Raw genomic sequence first — 22,461 nt, forward strand, 5'->3', positions numbered from 1 at the left:
ATGATTAATCATAAAGTATTTGAAACAGCAGATGCTGTAGTTCGTTCATTATCAGAACAACTTGTTGAATACAGTCAGCGCAGCAAACCAGTTCATATTTCGCTTTCTGGTGGCAGCACCCCAAAATTGTGGTTTAAATTGCTGGCTAAAGAATATGCCGATAAAGTCAACTGGAATAATCTGCACTTTTGGTGGGGAGACGAACGTTGTGTGGCACCTGATGATGCCGAAAGCAACTATGGCGAAGCGAAAGCCTTATTGTTCGATCACATCCAGATGAATGCAGAAAATATCCATCGAATCCGGGGTGAAAATGATCCGGAAGAAGAAGCGCAGCGTTTGGCGGAAGAGATCTGTGATACTCTGCCCAGTGCTAACGGCCTCCCTTCATTTGATTGGATCCTATTAGGGATGGGCGGAGACGGACATACCGCGTCTTTATTCCCTCATCACACTGATTTTAATGAACCCAATTTAACCATCGTCGCAGCTCACCCGGAAAGTGGGCAGCTCCGAGTCTCCAAAAGTGCTCGTCTGCTCAGTAACGCAGAACGGATCACCTATCTGGTATTAGGGGATAGTAAAGCTGAACGGATTCACGAAATAGCCACACATGACGCCGCTGAACTACCTTATCCTGCGGCAAAAATTAAAGCTCGTAAGGTCACCGAATGGTACCTGGATGCGAGCGCAGCTAAAGATTTGTAAGTAAGGAGTCCAAATGAAAAAAGGTGATATCGGGGTAATTGGTCTGGCAGTAATGGGCCAGAACCTAATCCTCAACATGAATGACCACGGTTTTAAAGTGGTTGCCTACAACCGTACCACCGCTAAAGTGGACGAATTTTTAAATGATGCAGCGAAAGGGACCGATGTGATTGGAGCCTACTCGCTGGAAGATTTAGTCGAAAAACTGGAAAAACCACGCAAAATAATGCTGATGGTTCGCGCCGGTAGTGTCGTCGATACCTTCATTGAAAATCTCGTGCCATTGTTAGACGAAGGCGACATCATCATTGATGGTGGGAACTCGAACTATCCAGATACCAACCGCCGTACTCAAGAATTAGCGAAAAAAGGACTCCGCTTTATCGGTACCGGTGTATCCGGGGGCGAAGAAGGTGCACGTTTCGGACCTTCCATCATGCCCGGTGGGAATGAAGAAGCCTGGACTTATGTGAAACCGATCCTACAGGCTATCTCCGCCAAAACAGATAAAAACGAACCTTGCTGTGACTGGGTGGGTAAAGACGGTGCAGGCCACTTTGTAAAAATGGTTCACAACGGCATCGAATATGGTGATATGCAGCTGATCAGCGAAGCGTACCACTTCATGAAAGAAGGCTTAGGCCTCTCTTATGAACAGATGCAGGAAACTTTCCAAGCCTGGAACAAAACTGAACTTGATAGCTATCTAGTTGAAATTACAGCGGATATTCTAGGTTATAAAGATGAAAATGGTGAACCTTTAGTCGAGCATATTCTCGACACCGCAGGCCAAAAAGGGACCGGTAAATGGACCGGAATCAACGCCTTGGATCTGGGGATCCCATTGACCTTGATCTCTGAAGCGGTATTTGCCCGTTGCGTCTCTTCATTTAAAGATCAACGTCAGCAGGCTTCTGCACTGTTCAACCATAAAGTTGATCAAGTCGAGGGTGATGTCAGTGAATGGCTAGATGCGTTGCGTCAAGCTCTGCTTGCTTCAAAAATCATCTCTTATGCACAAGGCTTCATGTTGATCCGTCAGGCTTCTGAAGATTTCGACTGGTCACTCAACTACGGTAACGTAGCGTTGATGTGGCGAGGCGGTTGTATCATTCGTAGTGCATTCTTGGGGAACATCCGGGATGCGTATGAAAATAACCCTGATCTGATCTTCTTGGGTTCTGATGAATACTTCAAAAATATTCTTGAAACCTGCATGAACGCATGGCGTAAAGTGGTTGCCAAAGCAATTGAAATCGGTCTGCCGATGCCATGTATGGCCTCTGCACTCACTTTCTTGGATGGTTACACCACAGAACGTTTGCCAGCGAACCTGTTGCAGGCTCAGCGTGACTACTTCGGTGCTCACACTTATGAACGTCTGGATAAACCACGCGGTGAATTCTTCCACACCAACTGGACTGGTAAAGGCGGTAATACCGCATCAACAACCTATGATGTGTGAGTCGTTTTAACCACTGAATAAATACAACCCCAGTTTCGGCTGGGGTTGTTATTTAAAACAAAAACGCACGCATTGTTCCGCTCTTTGCATCATTTCACCTCCCTCCATCTACAAAATCTAAAATAAAACCATCGATTATCTTCACTCCATCTAAAAAGCATTCACAATATGCAAATGACCTCTTTACCTTCTGGTTAGGGGAAGGATTATGCTAATCATCATTCAGTAATCCTAAAGAGATCATGATGGCTAATGGAGCAATGATGAAACGACGCATTCGTTTAGAGAACGTCGCCCCCGAACAAACATCGGCACTCGCCACACGGCTCCGCCAAATTCCACAGATCCATCAGGTTGATCATCAACACCAATGGCTCAGGATTAGCTACGATGCTCGCTTTTATGAAATTTCTCAGGTGTTAAAACAACTTGACCAATGGCAGATCCCCTATCAACAGGGATTTTGGGCCCGACGACGCTATCAACGCTATCAAAATACCGATCATCAGGCTCGTGAAAACAGCGCTATCATCCCTTATTGCTGTGATAAGGTCGCTATTCGTAAAGAAAATCTATAACGGCGACCCGCGCTATCCAGGAACAAAAGTAATGGTTCAGACACGACAAGCTTGTTCACCTAAGATATAATTTACTATGTGTAGGAGTTCATCATGACTAACTTTGTAGTTTCCCGGAAACTCAAACTAGCTCAGTCAATTACCCCAGAGCAACAAGATATTCTCAGCGAATTGCCCGGATTAATGACATGGGATGTACAGGGAAATACCTTTCAGGTCAAATATGACGCATCACAACTGCAATTATCAGGGATCATGGAACTCGCGGGCTTAAAACCGGCGACAAATAAACTACAACAATGGCGGATTCGCTATTATCAGTTTACGGATCAGAATCTGGCGCAGGAATCCGGACACGTTCCCCATTGCTGTAATAAATTACCCCGTTAACTCGCAGATTCAAAGTTACACACAACGGACACCTACCCACAAGGCGCCTCAATATGGACAACCGTTTGAGGCGAACGTATAGGGCCATGCCCTTTTAAACAACCATTAGGTAAAATTTTTATGGGAAAGCCAACGACTGGCCGCGCCCTACTCTGGCTTGTCGCGATGGGCTTTTTCATGCAGACGCTGGATGGCACCATTGTCAATACCGCATTACCGGCAATGGCCCGTTCTCTGCACCGTGATCCACTGCAAATGCAGCAGGTCGTTGAAGCCTACCTGCTCACTGTCGCCATTCTCATCCCAGCATCCGGCTGGCTGGCCGATCGTTTCGGCACCCGAAATGTATTTATGTTCGCCATTGCCATGTTCGGTCTCGGCTCTCTGTGCTGCGCCGAATCGCAAACCTTTGGACAATTAATTGTATCCCGAATTATTCAAGGTATCGGCGGTTCGCTACTGATGCCGGTCGGTCGCCTGGCCATTTTAAAGAGTATTCCCCGTCGCGAATTTCTGGCCGCAATGAGCTTTGTCATCATGCCCGGTTTATTGGGCCCGATTATCGGTCCAGCCTTAGGCGGCTTGTTAGTCGAAATAGCTTCGTGGCACTGGGTCTTTCTGATTAATCTCCCCGTCGCCGTGGTCGGAATTTGGGTCGCAGCCAAAGCAATGCCTGATTTACGCTATCCCCGACCTGAGAAATTTGACTATTTGGGTTTCTTACTCCTCGCCGGTTCCATGGCTTCGCTCACCGTAGGGCTAGATAAGCTAGCGCAGTTTCATCAGCAGAATAACACGCCGCTGCGATGGCTTGCCTTCGGAGCTATACTCATGGCCGGATACTGGTTTAGAGCCCATCGGCAAAGTGCACCACTGTTTACGCCTCGACTATTTCAGGTTAAAACCTTCCGGCTGGGGGCCCTTGCGAATATTTTAAATCGCATAGGGACGGGAGCCATGCCGCTATTAATTCCTCTTTATCTACAAATTGGCCAGGGATTCACCCCTTTTAAAGCCGGATTAGCGATGATCCCAATTGCGCTGGCAGCCATGATTACCAAAAAATTTGTGGTGCAGATTATTCATCGCTTCGGCTACCGATTAGTCCTGCTTCGGATCAGTTTACTTCAAACATTGTGTATCGCATCATTTGCGCTCACCAACCACCATCCCCTATGGCTTATCATGCAGCTGTTTTTATTGGGCACGCTCAATTCAATCACCTTTAGCGGCATCGGAACTCTGGCACTCAAAGAGCTTAACGACGAATTAGCCAGTCCGGGAAACAGCTTATTATCCGTTATCCAACAATTAGGTTTCAGTTTTGGTATCGCGGTGGGGGGCACACTCCTAGCCATCTATACTCAACTGGCACCGGCTCATCAATCTATTTTATGGAGCTTTAATTACACGTTTATCAGTATTGCAGGAATTGTACTGCTTCCAGCCTTTTGTTACTGGCGATTGCCCCATGATGCACCAAAGCAGCGCCACCATTAAAAACATCAGCACACTTTTATAACATTAGTTCTAACTTCATCAAACCATGCATTGGTTGTCCGTGATTTTTTTTGATCTCACACACTTCTACCATCGCATCTATTAACTATTACGGATAGTGTTATATAGCACTGGAATTTTTGAACTCCAGACAAACATTGCCTTTAATTTATCCAATATCAGCTATGATCTTTAGGAGCTACCATGCAACTATCCAATCCCGAACTATTACAAACACAAGCCTATATCGACGGACAATGGTGTGATGCAACGAGTGGTCAGCGTTTTGCCGTGATCAATCCTGCCACAGCAGAAACCATCACTCAGGTTGCTGATTGCAGCTCACAGGAAACCCTCCAGGCTATTGATGCCGCACAACAGGCCCTACCCAAATGGCGGGCAATGACCGCGAAACAACGCTGTGCACTGCTTCAAACCTGGTTCGAACTCATTATCGAAAACCGTGAAGATTTAGCCACCCTGATGACGTTGGAACAGGGGAAAGCTCTCGCTGAAGCTCGCGGAGAAGTCAATTATGGGGCCTCATTTGTTGAATGGTTTGCCGAAGAAGGCAAACGCCAGTATGGTGAAACCATTCCAGCGACCAATGCCAACCAACGCTTACTCACAATTCGCCAGCCTATCGGCGTCGTTGCTGCGATTACCCCCTGGAACTTCCCTATTGCGATGATCACCCGTAAAGCGGCCCCAGCACTAGCCGCTGGTTGTACCATGATCATCAAACCCTCGGAAGAAACACCGCTGTGCGCACTGGCACTGGCTAAATTAGCCCAACGGGCTCAGATCCCAGATGGAGTCCTGAACATTGTTCCCGGCTTAGATTCCAAAGCGATTGGGAAAGCGCTCACCGATAGCTCGATTGTGCGCAAACTGAGCTTCACCGGTTCCACCCCGGTCGGTAAATTGCTGATGCGTCAGTGTGCTGCCACCGTGAAACGCACATCGATGGAGCTCGGAGGCAATGCCCCTTTTATCGTTTTTGATGATGCCGATCTGGATAAGGCTATTCAGGGGGTGTTGGCTTCTAAATACCGTAATAGCGGTCAAACCTGTGTTTGTGCCAACCGAATTCTGGTTCAGTCCGGCGTCTATGAGGTGTTCGCCGATAAACTGACGACAGCCATTAAGCAATTCAAACTGGGGAATGGCTTGGATGAAGGGGTCAATATGGGGCCACTAATTAACCAGAAAGCACTCGATAAGGTCAACGCTTTAGTTCGTGGTGCCCTCAAAGAGGGTGCCCATCTCAAAGCGGGAGGGACTCCAAGTGAAAACGGTTTGTTCTATCCTGCCACCATCCTAACCGATGTCACTCCGGACATGGATATTTTTAATCAAGAAATATTCGGACCAGTTGCCCCACTGGTTCGTTTTGAAACAGAACAAGAGGCCATTGAACTGGCGAACGCAACCCCATTTGGTCTGGCTGCGTATTTTTACGCGGCTGATTTGGGCCGGATCTGGCGGGTGGGTGAAGCACTCGAATATGGCATGGTGGGGATCAATGAAGGTTTGATATCCAACGAAGTTGTACCTTTTGGCGGCGTTAAAGAATCTGGTGTTGGGCGAGAAGGTTCTCGTTATGGCATCGAAGAATACAGTGAAATTAAATACTTATGTATGGGGGTTGGCTAACCAGCCACCGATGGAGTAATAAAATGGATAATCAGGAACTAGCTCAACGTAAAAATAAAGCCTTTTCTCGTGGTCAAGGCAGTGGCTTTGACGTCTTTATTGATCGCGCAGAAAACGAACAGTACTGGGACAGTGAAGGCCGCCGTTATATCGATTTAGGTGCTGGGATTGCCGTATTAAATACGGGTCACCGTCATCCCAAAGTACTGGCTGCCGTTAAAGAACAACTGGAACATGTCACACATACCTGTTTGACTGTAACACCATATGCCTGTGCCGTTGAATTGGCAGAAAAACTCAACGTACTGGCTCCCGGAAAAACCGAGAAAAAAACAGCGCTGTTCTCTTCCGGTTCTGAAGCCATTGAAAATGCGATCAAAATTGCCCGCCATTATACCAAACGCAGCGGTGTCATCGCATTTGATGGGGGGTTCCACGGTCGAACCAGTATGGCAATGGCTCTCACCGGAAAAGTGAATCCTTACAAAAAAGGCTTTGGTCCTTTCCCGGCTGAAGTGTATCACGTTCCTTATCCAAACGAATATCTGGGGATCAGCGAAGAGCAAGCACTGGAAGCCATCCAGATGCGCTTTAAAGTAGATATCGAACCAGAACGGGTAGCCGCCATCATCATTGAACCAGTTCAAGGGGAAGGGGGATTCTACCGCGCTCCAGTGAGCTTTTTGAAAGCGATTCGGGCCCTGTGTGATGAACATGGAATTGTCATGATCATCGATGAAATTCAGACTGGTTTTGCCCGTACCGGGAAAACTTTTGCCTGTGAATATGCCGATGTTGAACCAGATCTAATGACTATTGCGAAAGGATTGGGAGGTGGGTTCCCTATCTCAGGTGTCATTGGTAAAGCTGAAATTATGGATTCACCTCAACCGGGGGGTCTAGGGGGAACTTACGGGGGTTCACCGATTGCCTGTGCCGCAGCCTTAGCCGTTCTGGACATTATCGAAGATGAAAAACTCCGGGATAAAGCTTTGGCTATCGGCGAACAACTGACCGCTCGGTTGCGCACGCTTCAGGATACTTATCCAGCCCTGATCGGCAATGTTCGTAATCTAGGTGCCATGATTGCATTTGAACTGGTCAAAGAAGGGGATGCACAGCAGCCTAATCCTGAACTGACCAAAGCTATTGTTGCCAAATCCGCGGAAAAAGGTCTGATCCTGTTATCTTGTGGGATCCGCGGTAATGTCATTCGCTTGCTACCGGCTCTAACGGCTAATCCAGCCATTTTGGAAGAAGCGATGGATATCCTGACCAAAGTGATGGCCGAACTGGCTTAATCGCCATTCCATGTTGTCAATCCAAAAGGCCTTTAGCGGATGCTAAAGGCCCATACGACCAAGCCTGTTCAATGAACAGGCTTGGTGCCTTATAACGCTATCGCGGCGAGAGGATGAATACTGCGAGCACCATCGGAACCCACAAATATTTCACACTGAACCCCATAACTCTGGGCAATTTGCGATGCGGTAAGCACCTTCGGTGTAGCCCCTCGAACCATCTGTCGCCCCTCTTTTAAAATCATCGTTTGATCCGCATAGCGATGAGCCTGATTCAAATCGTGTAAGACCATGATCGTACAAATTTGATGTTGCTGAGTATACTGTTGAACCGTCTGTAACAGCTGCATTTGATTGGCCAAATCCAGAGCTGACGTAGGCTCATCCAAAAGCAGCAAACGCGGCTGACGGATCAGTGCTAATGCCAATGCCACCAGCTGTTTTTGTCCTCCGGACATTTCGTCAGGAAATCGCTGAGACAGCTCTTCAAGTGCGAGCATTTCTAGCATCTGCTGCGCTTTTTCAATACTCTCTGCCGATGCCTGAAAGCCGATATTGTGGCTATTCTGAGCCAGAAGCAACATTTCAAATACGGTCATCCGAACCGAACTGGCAGAAAAATCTTGCGCAACATAGCCAATCAACTGACTCCGGTCTCGAGCACTGAGCTGTGCTAATACCTGGCCTTCCAATTGGATCTCTCCCCGAGACTTTAATAATCCGGCCAAAGCTTTAACCAATGTCGATTTACCAGCCCCATTGCGTCCCAATAGCGCCAACGATTGTCCATTTTCCAAAACGAAATCAGTGGGATGTAAAATCAGTTTGCGTCCAATCCGAACACTTAAATTTTTAACAGTAAGCATTACCGCCTCCGGCTTCCACGGCCGAAAATCAACCATACAAAAAAAGGAACCCCTAATAATGACGTGACCATGCCGATGGGAAGGATCACGCCCGGGATCAACATTTTGCTCACAATAGAGGCGACCGTCATCAACAGGGCACCGGTAATCATGGTCATCAACTGAGTAAAACGTTGATCCTCTCCCACCAGCATTCGTGCCACATGCGGTGCAACTAACCCGATAAATCCCACCACCCCGATCGTGGCGGTAATCGCACTGGCAAGCAGAGCCGAGAAGACCAACAGCAACATCCGTAATTTGGCGACTGAAATGCCTAAGACTTGAGCCTGATCGCCAAATCCTCGCAGCGCCGAAACTTGCCAAGATAATAAAAGCAATATGGGAACAATAATCAGAATAATGGTGGCGTTAATCCCAACCTGAGTCCAATTACTCTTTTGCAGTGAGCCCATCATCCAGAATACCAGCGACTGAAGCTGGTCAACATCAGCCAGATACTGAGCTAATCCCAACAACGCTGAAAAAATAAAATGTACGGCGATCCCCAACATCACGATCATTTCGACAGATAACCCCCGTCGTGATGCAAAAAAGCCAATGAATAACACCGTGGCTAACGAGAAGATAAAAGCATTCGCCGTCAGTAAATACCCTACCGGCAGCCAACTGACCAACGCCGTCTGAAAAACGATGACTAAGGCAGCACCAAACCCGGCGGCCGCTGAAATTCCCAGCGTAAATGGTTCGGCCAGTGGGTTATCTAACACCGTTTGCATCAGCGAACCGGCCAATCCCAGACCAATACCCGCTAACACTGCCGTAATCGTCACTGGCATCCGTAAATCCCACATCACGACCCGAACCATCGCCGAACTCAGTTGAGGATGAAGCAGTCCATCCAAAGCGACTTTCCAGGGCAGTGTCCCCGAACCACACAGTAAATCGGTCACTACCGCGATAACCGTCAGTATTGCAAAACTGATCAGCCAAAATAATCGCTTGCGGACACCATTTCGATAAACAACAGCGCCGGATACAGGATCCGGCATATTCGTTACATCAGTCATTATGAGATGAATTTATTCCTTGGCATGAGCAAATAATGTCAGAGCCCCAGTATCACCTTTAATTTCGGTAAACTGACTCAGGATCTGCTGATAGGTCGCTTTGGGATCCAGTTTGGCAAACTGCTGTGGATAAAAATCTTTGGCCAGCGCTTCAATCGCAACAATATTATAAGGGTGATTATAAAACAGATGATAAGCCCCAAAGATCCGATGCTCATGAGACGCTTTGAGTTGTTTGAACCCTGGACGAGCTAACAACTCTGCAAATGCGGACTGAATGGCCGAATCACTCACATCATAACCTAGTGGCAGGGCAATCGACTTACTCCGCCCTTTCCACTGCGCACCGGTCATAACATAAACATCTGGTTGCATCTGCAATACTTTTTCCATTGCAACGACACCCGTGGGCCCTTTAAGTAACTGAAAGCCTAAATTATTACCCCCAGCCGTCGCCACTAATTGGCCCCATCCAAAGTGATTATGGGTAAAGCAACAGTCATTGCCGCCACGGACCCCGGCGTGCGCTTCAATAAAGACGCTGGGACGTTGAGCCCCTTTAGCCAATGCATGAGCTACGCCTTCATGCACCTGTTTAAGATGTTGGGCATAAAAATCTGCATACGCTTTACCTTCAGCTTCTTTATTCAGGATCTTACCGAGTAATTCCACACTGGCTGGAGCATCCTTGATAGGTCGTTCAGAAGTATCCACGAAGACAACCGGAATATGCAACTTGTCCAACATTTTGATGACCCCACCCTGCTCTAGCGCCGGTTTTGATCGAAGTTCAGCGATCATCAACTGAGGGGAACGCGTCATCACCTCTTCTAAGTTAATCTGGCCACTATCGCTATAACGCATATCTAAAATATGAGATGCCTGTGGCCACTGTTTGAGTAATCGAGACCAGAAACCGGTATCGCTCAGTCCCAGGAGATTATTCCAAGCCACGACTCGCTTAAACGGATTATCACGATCCAATAAGGCTAGCATCAGCACATTTCGACCATCCTGTAATACCACATGCTGAGGCTCAGACTGGATCGTCACCTGACGCCCCGCCATATCCGTCACAGTTAGAGGATACTGGGTCGCCTGTGCCGTCCACGCACAAATCAAACCGAATAGTAAGAGGGATAATCTCGCCAGATAGCGCATTGAGGAAACTCCTGAAAGTAATAAAACAGCGATCAACCACCCGAATTACAGCAGTTGATAAAAGAGCTTATAATATAAATAAAAATCATTATCGTTCAAATATTTTTTTGTTTTAATGTTATGCAGTCATTATATAACCCAAGACCGGCATGAAACGGCATGACCGTTCCACCCCAAAAAATAGAATCAAAGAAGATTAACCATGAAATAGGTCAACAGCACCAGCGGGGTCAGACGCTCCTGACCCGATTAGTTTTTAACGTGCATCCTGGCGATGACGGTGTAATAGCTCCCAAAACAACTCTCGAGGCTTATGAGGCTGAGCAGTCTTACGACTGACGGCGGCAACCCCTAATTTATAGAATCGCCGTTCCGGCATAATGGCTTTGAGCAACCCTTTTTCAACATATTCGCGGGCATAATATTCAGGAAGGAAACCAATGTAATGGCCGGATAAAATGAGGCTCAAACGCACATCATAAAAATAAGCCGTCGCGGCTAAATTCAGATCAACCAATTGCTGATTGACCTGTTGGTGTGGCTTTAATCCGGCATGCGCCGCCGCGGCTTGATTAATCTCATCATCACAGATAGTTTCCGGTGCCCGACGCGCCAATTCATGATCACACGAGCAATATAAATAGCAAAGGTCACTATAAAGTTGCAGATAGTTCAACCCTTCTAACTGCCGATGGTAAGGAATAAAACCGATATCCGCTTCATCGTTCAATACCCGCCGCTCAATTTCAGCCATCGATGAAACATCGGTCCTCAATTGAATCTGAGGCGCTTCAGTGCAATACGCTCGCACCAGTTCTGGAAATTTACAACGCGGATCAAGACTGATCGAGTCAGACAATAGCAACCGTAACTGCCCGGTTAGACTACTGTTGAGGTTATTGACGGTATTACGAAACTCTTCCAATGAATCAAGCAATTGCTGAGTCATTTGATAGACAATAAGGCCTTCATCCGTCAATGAGAATCCCGCTCGCCCTCGTCGACAGAGTGTTAAACTCAACCGTGATTCTAAATTAGAAATATGCAAGCTAATGGTGGAACGACCAATATTCAACTCGGTCTCAGCAGCAGAAAATCCTCCGCACTCAACGACCGTCTTAAACACCCGTAGTTGTTTCAATTCATAATCACTCACCTGTCCCAGCGAGTAATTTGTCGATTTAGCCACTTTGTGCTCAGACTCCATATCTGTCGATTCAGCCCTATGACCAGTGATAGCACCGGCAACAATCACATACTCCATCCCCTAAAAAGCATGAAGCAACAGCAAACACCCCGTGCTTGCTGTTGCCCCCGATATTATATGAATCTGTGGCTTAGACAATTGATTTTGTGCTGATATCAGCTTATTTATCCAAAACTATTCCTATTTTTGGACGAAAGCGAGGTGCCCGCACCATCGCGGCACCGGTTTAAAACTGATAATTCAGATCAAGACTATAAGAACGTCCCGGTGCGGGATAACGCCCAACAGGGCTAACATCGATCCCGCGGAAGTAATAGTCCTTGTTAAACAAATTGTTAACGGCAACATTAACTCGCAAGATACGATTTTGGGATTGATACACATCTTTACCCACATTGAAATTCCAGACCGTATAACTCGGTAGCCGTCCGGTACTTCCCTTAGCGTCTTCATCACGAGTATTGGCCGCGTCGGAATAGGCGTTACTAAAATAAAAGCCCGATAATGTCGAGGTATATCCAGCTAGATCATAAGCCGCATCCCAGACCAGCTGATGCTTCGATGAATATTGGATCCGTTTGCCTTTATTCGGCCCTTGTCGATAGGTTGCATCCAGATAGGTGTACCCCAAACCAAGACTTAGATGATGAATAGACTCCGGAGCATATCGTCCTGAGATTTCAACCCCCTGATGCAAAGTTTTACCCACATTATCAAAGGTTTGATCGGTGCTATTCCACTGCAATTGATCTTTAAAATCGATCCGGTATAACGCTAGATTCAACTGGTTTTCACCCTCGGTGAAGCGCGTCCCAACTTCATAGTTCCAAGCCAGTTCATTCCCTTTTTCACCTCGACCCCGAATCGATGCAATTTGAGGGGTTCTTAAGGAACGTTGCGTATTAGCATACGCCGTCCAATGTGCCGTCAATTTATAGGCCAGCGTCAATCCTGGAAGCAGTTCATTGACATCATTATCCTGAGAACTATGGACTCGACGATCTGCAAAATTCATCCGAACCATCTCATATCGGAGTCCCGGAGTAATCGTAAGGGTTTGATCGAATAAACCCAGTTCATTACTGACATAAGCCGCATAGGCATTGGTTTCCAAATGCCAATTTCGGGGCATAGTCGTCGTCCCGCCACTGATCGGCGTCTGTTTTAACCGATAGCTAATATCTTCATTGACATAACGAGTCCCAATAATCCAATGCTGTGTCACCGACTCCGGTGAGCCAAAAGATAAAGCCAGTTTGGGTTCAACCCCAACGACATTAAACGTCCTTGGTGAAGAACGAACATGAGTGGCATCTAGCTCCGGATCAGCCCAAAAAGCCGCGGTTGAGTTATATCCCCACTGAAAATTTCGTTCGGAATGATGTCCAAAAGTCAGCAGCTCAAAACGGCCGGAATTCCCCCAATCCAGATCATGTAAATATTTCAGATGCCAACGCGTCGTTTCACCCACGTAAGTATCATCAGGACGCTTCGACTGATGACGATCCTGACGATAATCGCTCGGAGAAAGAGCACCAGCCATCTCGGTATCCGCTTTATAATGCTGAATAAAAGTATCTAATTCTTGAGTGTCACTGATCAACCAAGCCGTTTTAAGTTGAAAATTTTTCACATCCGTATCGGAATGATCCCGAAAACTATCCCCTTTGAGAAAATCTCCCGCGATTTGCAAGGCGAAACGTTGATTCAGCCATCCTCCAGTACGGATATAAAAATCATTTAAAGGCGTGCCATGCCCTTCAAATTTCGTAATACGCTGACTGAGTTCAGTCCTCCAAACCGCCGGGATTGGTTTGGTCACCAAGTTAATTACCCCACCGACATTATTCGGACCATACTGAACCGCAGCCCCACCACGCACAATATCAATTCGATCCAAATTTGCCAGCGACGCCGGGAAAATAGACTGGCCGGTATGCCCATAAGGAGCCAATGTCAAAGGGATCCCGTCCATTAAAAACTGAGCCTGACCACTACGGCTAGCTGATAGCCCCCGCACGGCAATATTAGGTAGAACGCCGGTACCCGATTCATCCTGGATTTTGATCCCATTCACTTTCTGAAGCGCTTGATCTATAGAGTCCGATGCGGTCGCTTTCATGTGTTCAGCACTTATCACCGTCCGGCTCCCCGGATAATCTTTGACATCAGTGGCAGATGAATGCCCCATCACACTCCCGGTCACAACCATCACGTCCCCTGTAGATGTCCCCTGAGCCGCATGACTTCCCCCTGAAACGAGAACGGCGCTTCCCAGTGCCCATTTCAGCAATGATCCCTTTAATTGTCCCTGACTTAACAACTTCACGTTTCCTAACCCTTTTATGATGAAAAAATACTTGTTCATATGGATGGAGCATCCAGCGAAACAACGGCCAATAATCCCGCTGTCCCTAACCTGCAACTTGGGATAGATACGACTACCGCATCAGCTGAAACATCTCGATGGCAAAATTATCTGGCGGACTTTAATACCTCATCAAATTGATGTTTTGTTAGCCGCTCAGAAGAATTACGAATAAAAACAAATATCATTTACATTTTCAACATTAAATTAACTATTTGTTTTATATTTTTAAATTAGCTTTTTCATCAATAAAAATACCGGCTACATCGAGGTTTGGTCATGACATTCAAGACAACCCGTAGTCCTCGCCCACAAAATGAGGAACAACAAGCCTCCTGATAGGAGTTTTACTCAAAAGAGCGCTCTGAAGATGTATTTAACAAGCAAGATGTATCTCGACGGTGAGTCATCACCGCACCCGAGATAAAAATAAGATAAAGACAAGTACGATTTTCATTACTTTTTGTATCAAAAATTTTTTTGCCTCCTTGCGCTCACTCGCTTTTCCAGATGATTTTTTATCGCCGATAGCACCATAGAATAAAAACTTATGCACCATTTTAAAGCGCCCTCTATCTACAGCACGGATGTATCCCCCCGACAAGCCTTCCAAGGGCCTCGCAACTAACTACTTAATATTTTAAATATTTGTGTTTAATTCCGTCCCTTTTGCCTATAGAGAGTAAAAGTGAGAATGTTCACAAATGATGCAAACCGACCAACTTAGAGCACTATTCTAAATCCATCTTTTTCATCGATATTAATTAAAATTCAGATAGTTACCGTCAGCAAAAGTTTGATTGATACAAAACTATAGGTATAGCCATAACAATTTATTTATTAAAACTCATCTGAAAGGATGCAGGGGTGATCACCAATAACGAATCAAACAAGTTCTTCGGTTTTTAGGATGAAACTCCAACTCACCAGGAGGGGACGGATGCAAATCACACAATCTATTAAACAAAAATTACGAGCGTTAACGCTCGCGGCTATTGCCAGTGCGACCTTCATCAGCAGTGTCCACGCAGCTGAATTCAACTGGCGTTTCGCCAATCTCTATAGCCGAGGCACGGCCTTTGGCAAAGTATATGAAAGCCTAGCGCATAACATCGAAACATTGTCTAACGGTCGAATTAAAGTACAAGTTCTTTACGCCGGTGAAGGGGTTGAAAGTGCTGGGATTTTCGGTGCTGTTAAAAGCGGTCTATTGCAAATGGGCGCGCCCTTCCAGTCAATGAATGCTGGCGAACTCCCTGCCGGGGTTGTTGAAATCGGTCTGCCGGGCACAAGTTCTGATATTGCGAAATTGGAAACGCTCATTCATGAACGGGGCTGGAGTCAGATCCTAACAAAAGCTTATGCCTCACAAGGTTTGGTTTGGTTAGAACCTTACATTCAACCTGCGGTTTATATCATTACTAAAAAACCAATCAACTCACTGGCCGATTTCAAAGGAATGAAAATCCGTGCGCCGGGTGCCTACGGCAAATTCTTGCGTAAATTAGGGGCCTCCCCGGTTTCTCTGGCATGGAGTGAAATTTATACCAGTCTGGCTACCGGTGTCATCGATGGTTCGATCGGTTCCAACATGATCGACCATCGTGATGGTAACCATGTTGAAGTGGCTAAATACATGTATCCCATGCCGCTGGCTGGTGCACAAGTGCTGCCGATTATCGTGAACCGCAGTGCCTGGAACAAACTTCCGGATGACCTAAAAGGCATTGTCCGAGCAGCAACAGTGATTCATGCCCGTGATCAGCTGACTAAATCACGGATGTGGGAATCTCAAGCCGTCGCCGATATGGAGAAAAAAGGTCTGAAATGGAGCCCACAACCAAGCGAAGCCGATAAAAAAGAATGGCATAAAATCGCTGTTGAGTTATGGGACGATTACGGAAAATCAGATCCATACAGCCAACAGTTAGTCAAAATTCTCAAAGCACAACAATAGTAGTAACAAGAAAGGGCAGCTCCGCTGCCCTTTACCCGCTCAATACAGGGGTCCACCCATGATAAGAACAATACTTGTCGGTTATTGTCAAAGCATTAATTGGATTGTTCGTATAGTCGGCAAAACAATTCCACTTCTGATGCCATGCATTACCTTTGTCATCATTTTTGATGTCATCAGTCGCTATTTTTTTAATCACCCAACCATTTGGGCTTACGATGTTTCACTCTTTTTATTTGGTTATTTAGCGGCACTCGGCGGCGCTTATGCTCAGCAAAAAAGAGCGCATATCAACGTCGATATCCTCTATCTCAAAGTCTCGCCCCGAACCCGACAAATTTTTAATACCCTCACCTATCTACTCGCCACTTATTTCGTGGTGTTACTGGCGTACAAGGGATGGGATAAATTTCTTGAAGCGCTTCAGTTTAACTACCGACGCCAGAGTGAATGGGCGCCTCACATGCACCACTTCTGGTTGATGATCACAATTGCAGGCTCATTGATGGCGATCCAACTCTCTGCAGATATCATCCGCAGTATTTACTACGTTGTGACTGGCTCTGAATTAATCGAGGAATAAACACGCATGGATATCGGACTTTTAACAGGCGTGCTTTTGGTGTGCGTCTTAACGGCATTTGCTTTAGGAGCCCCGGTCGGGATGGCTCTGGGAGGCATCGCCATGGGGATAGGTTATCTGACCTGGGGCGATGGTATTTTCAACGTTTTACCGACGACTACTGAATCGGTATTTTTTAGCTTTACACTGCTCGCTATTCCACTTTATATCTACATGGGACAACTGCTGACCCGTTCCGGGATCGGCGATGCAATGTTCAATGCCAGCCAGATGTTAATTGGTCGCCTGCGAGGTTCTCTGGCGATTAGCGTCATCTGTGTCTGCTCGATGATTGGTGCCATGGTCGGGATTATCGGAGCCGGGATCATGACTTCCGGCAGTATTGCCCTGAAACCCATGCTCGAGCGCGGTTATGATAAAAAACTAGCGCTCGGCGTCATTATGGCCGGCGGCGGCCTCGGGATCCTAATCCCACCGAGCATTCCGATGATCATGTTCGCGTCCACCACTCAAAATTCAGTCGGTCGTCTATTTATTGGCGCATTAGGGCCGGCATTATTAATGATTACCCTGATGATCGCATATGTCGTCATCAGCTGTAAAATCAAACCAGAACGGGCCCCTCTGGATAGTGAATCACGCCCCCCCATGACCCCTAAGGTTAAATTTCAAACCCTACGTGATGGCTTTTTTTCACTACTACTGATTGTGGCGGTATTAGGTTCCATCATGAGTGGGATTGCCACCCCCACCGAATCCGGTGCTGTCGGGGTATTCGGTGCTTTAATTCTGGCTTTGGTATTCAAACGCTTCAATTTCAAAATGATGAAATTAGCCGGATTTGAAACCTCCGTACTGGTCAGCGTTGCCATGTGGATTATCTTAGGGGCCACCGTATTTAGTAACTTTCATATGCTGATGGGGATCCAGACGATGGTGAAAAGTTTCACCCAAAATCTGGGATTACCTCCGATTGGGATCATCATCATGTTCCAGCTGATCATGATCCTGCTCGGCTTCATCATCGATGAATTTATCATCGTCCTGATGTGTGCTCCACTATTTACCCCCGTTGCCGTCTCTTTAGGCTATGACCCTATCTGGTTCGGTATTCTGATGATCCTGAATATCGAAATTGCGGTTCAGACACCGCCTTATGGATTTGCACTCTTCTACTTAAAAGGGATTGCACCACCGGAAGTCACCATGATGGATATTTACAAATCAATCACTCCGTTTGTTATGATTAAAGTGGTTGTGTTAATTATCACAATGGTATTCCCCGAGTTGGTGCTGTGGCTTCCAAACCACTTAATGGGACAATGACGCCTATGTACGAACATATATTGATTGCTTTTGATTTGGGATATGAGGAGCAACTTCCGTTATTGATTGCTCCTGCCAGACGACTTTTAGGAAAACGTCGAGGAAAGATACACTTTCTTTATGTTGATGAAAGTCAGGTCCATCATGCAACCTATCCGATATTGGATGAAGAAAACGCAAAGCGGCAACAAACCATCGCCCTCTACCGCTTAAAATCATTAATCAGTCAATATGTCCCTGAGCAGCAACAAGGGGAATGTATGGTGAAACATGGCCATGCCGACGAACGAATTTTAGAAATTGAAAAAAAAATCAAACCAGACTTTATTGTCATGATGGCCGGGAAACCCGGATTAGGACAATACTTTATGGGAGCCAATACTAATAAAGTCGTTCGTCATGCGAAAAGTTCGGTCATTATTATTCGCCCCTAATCAATTGGCGTGACTCAACTCACAGTACAAAACTAATCTTTTCATAGACTAAGCTATAGCGGAGTAAAAATCTCCGCTATACTTCTTTATTATTGATGAAGAGATAAGCCTGAATGATGAGTCCTATCTTCCGTCGTTTCCGCAAATATGTCATTGCGGGTAGTGCATTAATCATCGCTTTATTGGCATGTGCCTACATCTATTTTTTCCACATCAAAGATTTTGGTGTCAATGCCAGTGACGGCTGGTATTTTGATGAACAGGGTTACCAGCAGGCTTTAGCCATCTCACAGCAAGAAAATCGTCCGATCCTCTTTTATTTCCGTAATCGAGCCTGTCAAATTTGCAAAGATTTTGAAAAAGATATTCTCAACAACCCAGATTTTATTCATTTCACCCGTTATTACATCAAGGTCCGTTACACCATGGATCTTAACCCGCAGCAACAGCGATTCGCCCGGCAATATCCGATTCGAATGCAACCTGCGCTCATTGTGCAATATCAGCAAAATCCGCCGGTTTCCACTCATCTGGTGCTACCGATGCATCAGGTTTGGGTCGCGCAAAACAGTATTGACAACGGGAACCATATGCCGCTCTCGGTCGTCACATTAAAGCTATCACTCCAACGTGTCACGGAAATAGCCCGTCGCCAGGGGATGAATCAGGATTAGAGTGAATAACTCATTAAAATAGCGTCTTCTCGTCCTTGGGGCCCATTAGGATAATAACCGCGTCGCCGAGCATCTTCGTGAAAACCATAATGAGAATAAAGTTGTAAAGCTGGCACATTGGATTCACGAACTTCCAGTAACAACCGACATCCTCCTTGCATCTGAATACGGCGGGAAAAATGTTCTAGCAGCTGTTTACCAAGCCCCTGACGCTGATACGCTTTGGCCACACTGAGATTAAATATCTCAGCCTCATCGACAATCAACTGCCCCAGTAGATAACCGCACAGCTGATGTGCTTGCCAGATACCAATATTCACGGATGATGAAGCAAAACTATCCCGAAGCAATTTTTCGCTCCAAGGATGCTGTTGGACTTGCTGTTCAATCGGCAACATCTGATCAAGCGCATCAAGCTTTAAATCCAAACAGTCAAACATGGGACCAGCATTTCCATAATTGTTGTTTGAGCCGGGCTTGTTGTCGTAAATCATGAAAAGCACCGACAAAGAAAAATGATTCAGATGAGATATCCGGTTGCCGAGCACTCAACCACAATGTCCGGGAAGCCCATTCAGCACAAAACTGTTCAGGCCCTCGATAACAAAAGTGCACTTCATAAGCGGTCATAGCCGCCGAAATAGCCAACCAGAGTGGCGTCTGCTGCAATTCGTCAGGATGATCACACACAACGATATAAGTATCATCATTGGGAGAAACTCTCGGTTCCCAAACGGTAATTCCCATGTGTTGCAGCAACGCAACGGATCTTAATTCCATAGCAGAACCAGTCAATCAATTCACCAATGTGTAGAGACTATAACGCAAAAAGCCTGCTCAATGAGCAGGCTTTTTTAAACTGGCAGGGGTGGAGGGACTCGAACCCCCAACCGTCGGTTTTGGAGACCGCCGTTCTACCAATTGGAACTACACCCCTTAAGACGCTGGGTAGTATACCGAAAGATAATTAAAGGTAAAGAATAAATTTCTTCTTTTCGTATCAATCGAACAAGCTTTAGCCAACCCTCTTTCCAAGCCCAGTCGTTCCTTACATCTCGTCACTCTGAACCGAGCGAGCCTGGAAGATCCGGGAAACAAGGTTCAGATCGAATCAATATCTCAGCAACCTTGAATGAAAATACCTTACTCAAGAGGGATCCGGGAGCGACGTGTGACAATAAATAACAGTATGACTAGCAACATCGACCAAATACCCAACCGCCCGGTCCAAGGTATCGATGTAAAAACCAACCCCATCGCAGAGACCACCAGCATCAAAACCGCCAGACATTTCGCCTGAATCGGGATCACCCGATGTACTCGCCAATTTGAAATAAATGGCCCAAATAATTGATGTTTTAACAGCCATTGCTCGAATCGAGGAGATCCTTTCGAAAAACAAAAACAGGCCAGCAATAAAAAAGGGGTCGTTGGGACCAACGGCAACACAATGCCTGCGCCCCCTAAACCGACACTCAACCACCCAATACTGAGGAATATATATCTCACTATAAGATTCCTTTTCCAATTTCACGGCTAACTGGTGATAGATTAAGCAAAAAAACGCCAAAATGCGAAATTTTTAGATTAGGGAATTGACAATGCCCGGAAATAACCGTTTAATATGCCCGCTAACACAATTAGTGTGCCGACTTAGCTCAGTAGGTAGAGCAACTGACTTGTAATCAGTAGGTCGTCAGTTCGATTCCGACAGTCGGCACCATTCTCTAGCTTCCCCAGTACAAGTACCTCTCAAGATTAAACATTTTGCTTACTATTTCATAATTTAGTTTAATTATCGAATTGTAAATATCCCCCTTTAAATAATTAGCAAAAGAGAATATTTATTCTAGAGGTGGGTATTAATTAAAAAACTCGCTGACTTGAATCTAATTCGTCCTGACGAGCAGCATGCGCTAAAATGGCTTCTGCTTTATCGGTTGTTGAGGATAATTGTTCCAGTGCCCTGTCTAACATAAAATCTAATGTCTCTTGGGTTTTGGCACGTCTAAAACGAATAAGCCAGTCTAGCTTAGTTTTTGGTATATTGGTCATCTTAACTCTAAATCAAAAATATTATGTCCAATCCTTACCTTTATGAATACATTCCAGATCCCTGTAGGAAGCATATATTCAGATAACTGATAAGGTAATTGTATGAGTTAGCTATACAGCTCTCATTAAGAAAGCGAACGCTCTTGCCTTGGATAATAGGAAACTATGAGTCGTGCTACTTCTAATAATAGAATGTTTCCTGCAACCTTACCAGCTTATCAAACATCCTTTATCGGTGCCCCATCATGGATGACAATCAGTTTGCTTTCTTTTCTAAAACCAAACATTATTATTTACCTAACTTTTCAAATATACTGGCACAATCAGGAAAGATTTATCAGCATACGGACTATCCGCTGAAATAACATGGGTTTTATACTCATTTCTGCGAAGTATTCAGTCGAAAGTAAAGGTACCGATAATGATTGAAGCATTACGTAAATTTATTCGTAACACGCTAGATACACAGGACAGTCAACCTCAAAGCGAAGAGGAACAGATAAAGATTGCCACTGCCGCACTACTCATTCAAGTCAGCGGAGCAGACAATAATGAAAGTGGCGATGAACAGCAAGTCATCTTTCAAAGAATTTGTAAATTACTGTCCCTGACCCCGGAAGAGTCCCGAGCCCTTTATCTACAGGCTCAGAAAGTAACGGACCAATCGGTTTCTTTATATGAGTTTACCCGGAGTTTGAAGGCATTAGAGTACAGTCAACGTTACGATTTCGTCCATGCGCTCTGGCAGGTTGCTTACGCTGATGGCATCCTTGATCCTCAGGAAGAAGCCCTTATTCGGAAGATCGCCGATTTAGTTTACCTCGATCACAAAGATTTTATTCAAGCCAAACTCGCCGCACAACCCAATTAACAGGTATAAAATGTTTTCAAACTGGGAAAAAATGGACCCGATTTTATTGATGTCCATGTTAAATATGAAATTACGTGATGAATCGGGTAATTTGAATGTATTATGCCGAAAATATGATTTAGAACCCGAGCTTATTATTCAACATCTCAAAAAAATTAATTATTATTATCATGATGATGTTAAACAATTTAATCAAATTCCGATTTCAGCGGAATCATAAAAGATATCGAAATAGAGATATGCTTATAATCAACTATTTCTGATACATTTAATAAGATGAGATCTTGGAGT

At 45.6% G+C, this 22,461-nt stretch carries 23 protein-coding genes and 2 tRNA genes; 15 read left to right on the forward strand and 10 right to left on the reverse strand.

Annotation, left to right across the window (positions count from 1 at the left end; translation table 11 throughout):
• The 7 genes from pgl to gabT all read left to right on the forward strand — a co-directional run bounded on the left by pgl (nucleotide 1) and on the right by gabT (nucleotide 7,598).
• Nucleotides 1–708 (forward strand): 6-phosphogluconolactonase, encoded by a 708-nt coding sequence (gene pgl, locus ABUE20_RS03670; protein WP_408618484.1) that lies wholly within the window; start codon nucleotides 1–3, stop codon nucleotides 706–708.
• A 13-nt stretch (nucleotides 709–721) separates the two neighbouring features.
• Complete coding sequence (gnd, locus tag ABUE20_RS03675; protein ID WP_408618485.1) at nucleotides 722–2,173, forward strand: decarboxylating NADP(+)-dependent phosphogluconate dehydrogenase; 1,452 nt, start codon at nucleotides 722–724, stop codon at nucleotides 2,171–2,173.
• Nucleotides 2,174–2,436: 263 nt separating this feature from the next.
• The gene (locus ABUE20_RS03680; protein ID WP_408618486.1) at nucleotides 2,437–2,751 is read left to right on the forward strand and encodes a hypothetical protein; all 315 of its coding nucleotides are present in this window, start codon (nucleotides 2,437–2,439) and stop codon (nucleotides 2,749–2,751) included.
• A gap of 93 nt (nucleotides 2,752–2,844) precedes the next feature.
• Entirely contained in the window at nucleotides 2,845–3,141 is a 297-nt protein-coding gene (locus ABUE20_RS03685) for a hypothetical protein (RefSeq protein ID WP_408618487.1), read from the forward strand.
• A gap of 120 nt (nucleotides 3,142–3,261) precedes the next feature.
• Entirely contained in the window at nucleotides 3,262–4,641 is a 1,380-nt protein-coding gene (gene mdtD / locus ABUE20_RS03690; protein ID WP_408618488.1) for a multidrug transporter subunit MdtD, read from the forward strand.
• A gap of 204 nt (nucleotides 4,642–4,845) precedes the next feature.
• A complete protein-coding gene (locus tag ABUE20_RS03695; RefSeq protein ID WP_408618489.1) occupies nucleotides 4,846–6,297 on the forward strand; it encodes an NAD-dependent succinate-semialdehyde dehydrogenase in 1,452 nt (483 codons plus the stop codon).
• 23 nt (nucleotides 6,298–6,320) lie between these two features.
• Nucleotides 6,321–7,598 carry a 4-aminobutyrate--2-oxoglutarate transaminase gene (gabT, locus tag ABUE20_RS03700; protein WP_408618490.1) on the forward strand — a complete coding sequence of 426 codons (1,278 nt, stop codon included), beginning with the start codon at nucleotides 6,321–6,323 and terminating at the stop codon, nucleotides 7,596–7,598.
• An 89-nt stretch (nucleotides 7,599–7,687) separates the two neighbouring features.
• On the opposite strand, the gene ABUE20_RS03705 is transcribed toward gabT, so the two are convergent.
• The 5 genes from ABUE20_RS03705 to ABUE20_RS03725 form a co-directional block, all read right to left on the reverse strand.
• Nucleotides 7,688–8,464, reverse strand: a complete 777-nt coding sequence (locus ABUE20_RS03705; RefSeq protein WP_408618491.1) for an ABC transporter ATP-binding protein — start codon at nucleotides 8,462–8,464, stop codon at nucleotides 7,688–7,690.
• Complete coding sequence (locus ABUE20_RS03710) at nucleotides 8,464–9,516, reverse strand: FecCD family ABC transporter permease (protein ID WP_408618492.1); 1,053 nt, start codon at nucleotides 9,514–9,516, stop codon at nucleotides 8,464–8,466. Before ABUE20_RS03710 ends, ABUE20_RS03705 begins: the two co-directional genes overlap by 1 nt.
• 30 nt (nucleotides 9,517–9,546) lie before the next feature.
• Complete coding sequence (locus ABUE20_RS03715; RefSeq protein ID WP_408618493.1) at nucleotides 9,547–10,695, reverse strand: ABC transporter substrate-binding protein; 1,149 nt, start codon at nucleotides 10,693–10,695, stop codon at nucleotides 9,547–9,549.
• A gap of 256 nt (nucleotides 10,696–10,951) precedes the next feature.
• Nucleotides 10,952–11,884, reverse strand: a complete 933-nt coding sequence (locus ABUE20_RS03720; RefSeq protein WP_408618494.1) for a LysR family transcriptional regulator — start codon at nucleotides 11,882–11,884, stop codon at nucleotides 10,952–10,954.
• A 244-nt stretch (nucleotides 11,885–12,128) separates the two neighbouring features.
• The gene (locus ABUE20_RS03725) at nucleotides 12,129–14,270 is read right to left on the reverse strand and encodes a TonB-dependent receptor family protein (RefSeq protein WP_408618495.1); all 2,142 of its coding nucleotides are present in this window, start codon (nucleotides 14,268–14,270) and stop codon (nucleotides 12,129–12,131) included.
• A 940-nt stretch (nucleotides 14,271–15,210) separates the two neighbouring features.
• Here ABUE20_RS03725 and ABUE20_RS03730 point away from each other — a divergent pair.
• The 5 genes from ABUE20_RS03730 (at nucleotide 15,211) to ABUE20_RS03750 (ending at nucleotide 19,244) form a co-directional block, all read left to right on the forward strand.
• Entirely contained in the window at nucleotides 15,211–16,227 is a 1,017-nt protein-coding gene (locus tag ABUE20_RS03730) for a TRAP transporter substrate-binding protein (RefSeq protein ID WP_408618496.1), read from the forward strand.
• Between the two features lie 58 nt (nucleotides 16,228–16,285).
• On the forward strand, nucleotides 16,286–16,810 hold the full coding sequence (locus ABUE20_RS03735; RefSeq protein ID WP_408618497.1) for a TRAP transporter small permease subunit: 525 nt from the start codon (nucleotides 16,286–16,288) through the stop codon (nucleotides 16,808–16,810).
• Between the two features lie 6 nt (nucleotides 16,811–16,816).
• Nucleotides 16,817–18,136, forward strand: coding sequence for a TRAP transporter large permease (locus tag ABUE20_RS03740; RefSeq protein ID WP_408618498.1), 1,320 nt, complete (start codon nucleotides 16,817–16,819; stop codon nucleotides 18,134–18,136).
• A 5-nt stretch (nucleotides 18,137–18,141) separates the two neighbouring features.
• A complete protein-coding gene (locus tag ABUE20_RS03745; RefSeq protein WP_408618499.1) occupies nucleotides 18,142–18,570 on the forward strand; it encodes a universal stress protein in 429 nt (142 codons plus the stop codon).
• 113 nt (nucleotides 18,571–18,683) lie between these two features.
• Nucleotides 18,684–19,244, forward strand: coding sequence for a thioredoxin fold domain-containing protein (locus ABUE20_RS03750; RefSeq protein ID WP_408618500.1), 561 nt, complete (start codon nucleotides 18,684–18,686; stop codon nucleotides 19,242–19,244).
• Here the strand turns inward: ABUE20_RS03750 and rimI are convergent.
• From rimI to ABUE20_RS03770, 4 genes are all read right to left on the reverse strand, one after another.
• The gene (rimI, locus tag ABUE20_RS03755) at nucleotides 19,241–19,684 is read right to left on the reverse strand and encodes a ribosomal protein S18-alanine N-acetyltransferase (protein WP_408618501.1); all 444 of its coding nucleotides are present in this window, start codon (nucleotides 19,682–19,684) and stop codon (nucleotides 19,241–19,243) included. The genes ABUE20_RS03750 and rimI overlap by 4 nt on opposite strands.
• Entirely contained in the window at nucleotides 19,677–20,024 is a 348-nt protein-coding gene (locus ABUE20_RS03760) for a hypothetical protein (protein WP_408618502.1), read from the reverse strand. The genes rimI and ABUE20_RS03760 overlap by 8 nt, the downstream gene beginning before the upstream one ends.
• Nucleotides 20,025–20,104: 80 nt before the next feature.
• A tRNA-Trp gene (locus ABUE20_RS03765) sits at nucleotides 20,105–20,181 on the reverse strand.
• 206 nt (nucleotides 20,182–20,387) lie between these two features.
• Entirely contained in the window at nucleotides 20,388–20,753 is a 366-nt protein-coding gene (locus tag ABUE20_RS03770; protein ID WP_408618503.1) for a YbaN family protein, read from the reverse strand.
• Between the two features lie 138 nt (nucleotides 20,754–20,891).
• Here ABUE20_RS03770 and ABUE20_RS03775 point away from each other — a divergent pair.
• Nucleotides 20,892–20,967 (forward strand) — tRNA-Thr (locus ABUE20_RS03775).
• Between the two features lie 143 nt (nucleotides 20,968–21,110).
• On the opposite strand, the gene ABUE20_RS03780 is transcribed toward ABUE20_RS03775, so the two are convergent.
• Nucleotides 21,111–21,299, reverse strand: a complete 189-nt coding sequence (locus tag ABUE20_RS03780; RefSeq protein WP_408618504.1) for a hypothetical protein — start codon at nucleotides 21,297–21,299, stop codon at nucleotides 21,111–21,113.
• A gap of 421 nt (nucleotides 21,300–21,720) precedes the next feature.
• Between ABUE20_RS03780 and ABUE20_RS03785 the strand changes: the two genes are divergently transcribed.
• Nucleotides 21,721–22,170: a tellurite resistance TerB family protein gene (locus ABUE20_RS03785; protein ID WP_408618505.1), complete on the forward strand. Its 450-nt coding sequence runs from the start codon at nucleotides 21,721–21,723 to the stop codon at nucleotides 22,168–22,170.
• A 31-nt stretch (nucleotides 22,171–22,201) separates the two neighbouring features.
• Nucleotides 22,202–22,390 carry a DUF4250 domain-containing protein gene (locus tag ABUE20_RS03790; RefSeq protein WP_408618526.1) on the forward strand — a complete coding sequence of 63 codons (189 nt, stop codon included), beginning with the start codon at nucleotides 22,202–22,204 and terminating at the stop codon, nucleotides 22,388–22,390.
• The last annotated feature ends 71 nt before the right edge of the window (nucleotides 22,391–22,461 follow it).

This window comes from Celerinatantimonas marina (genome assembly GCF_046054165.1).
In the GTDB taxonomy this organism is placed as follows: Bacteria; Pseudomonadota; Gammaproteobacteria; order Enterobacterales; family Celerinatantimonadaceae; genus Celerinatantimonas.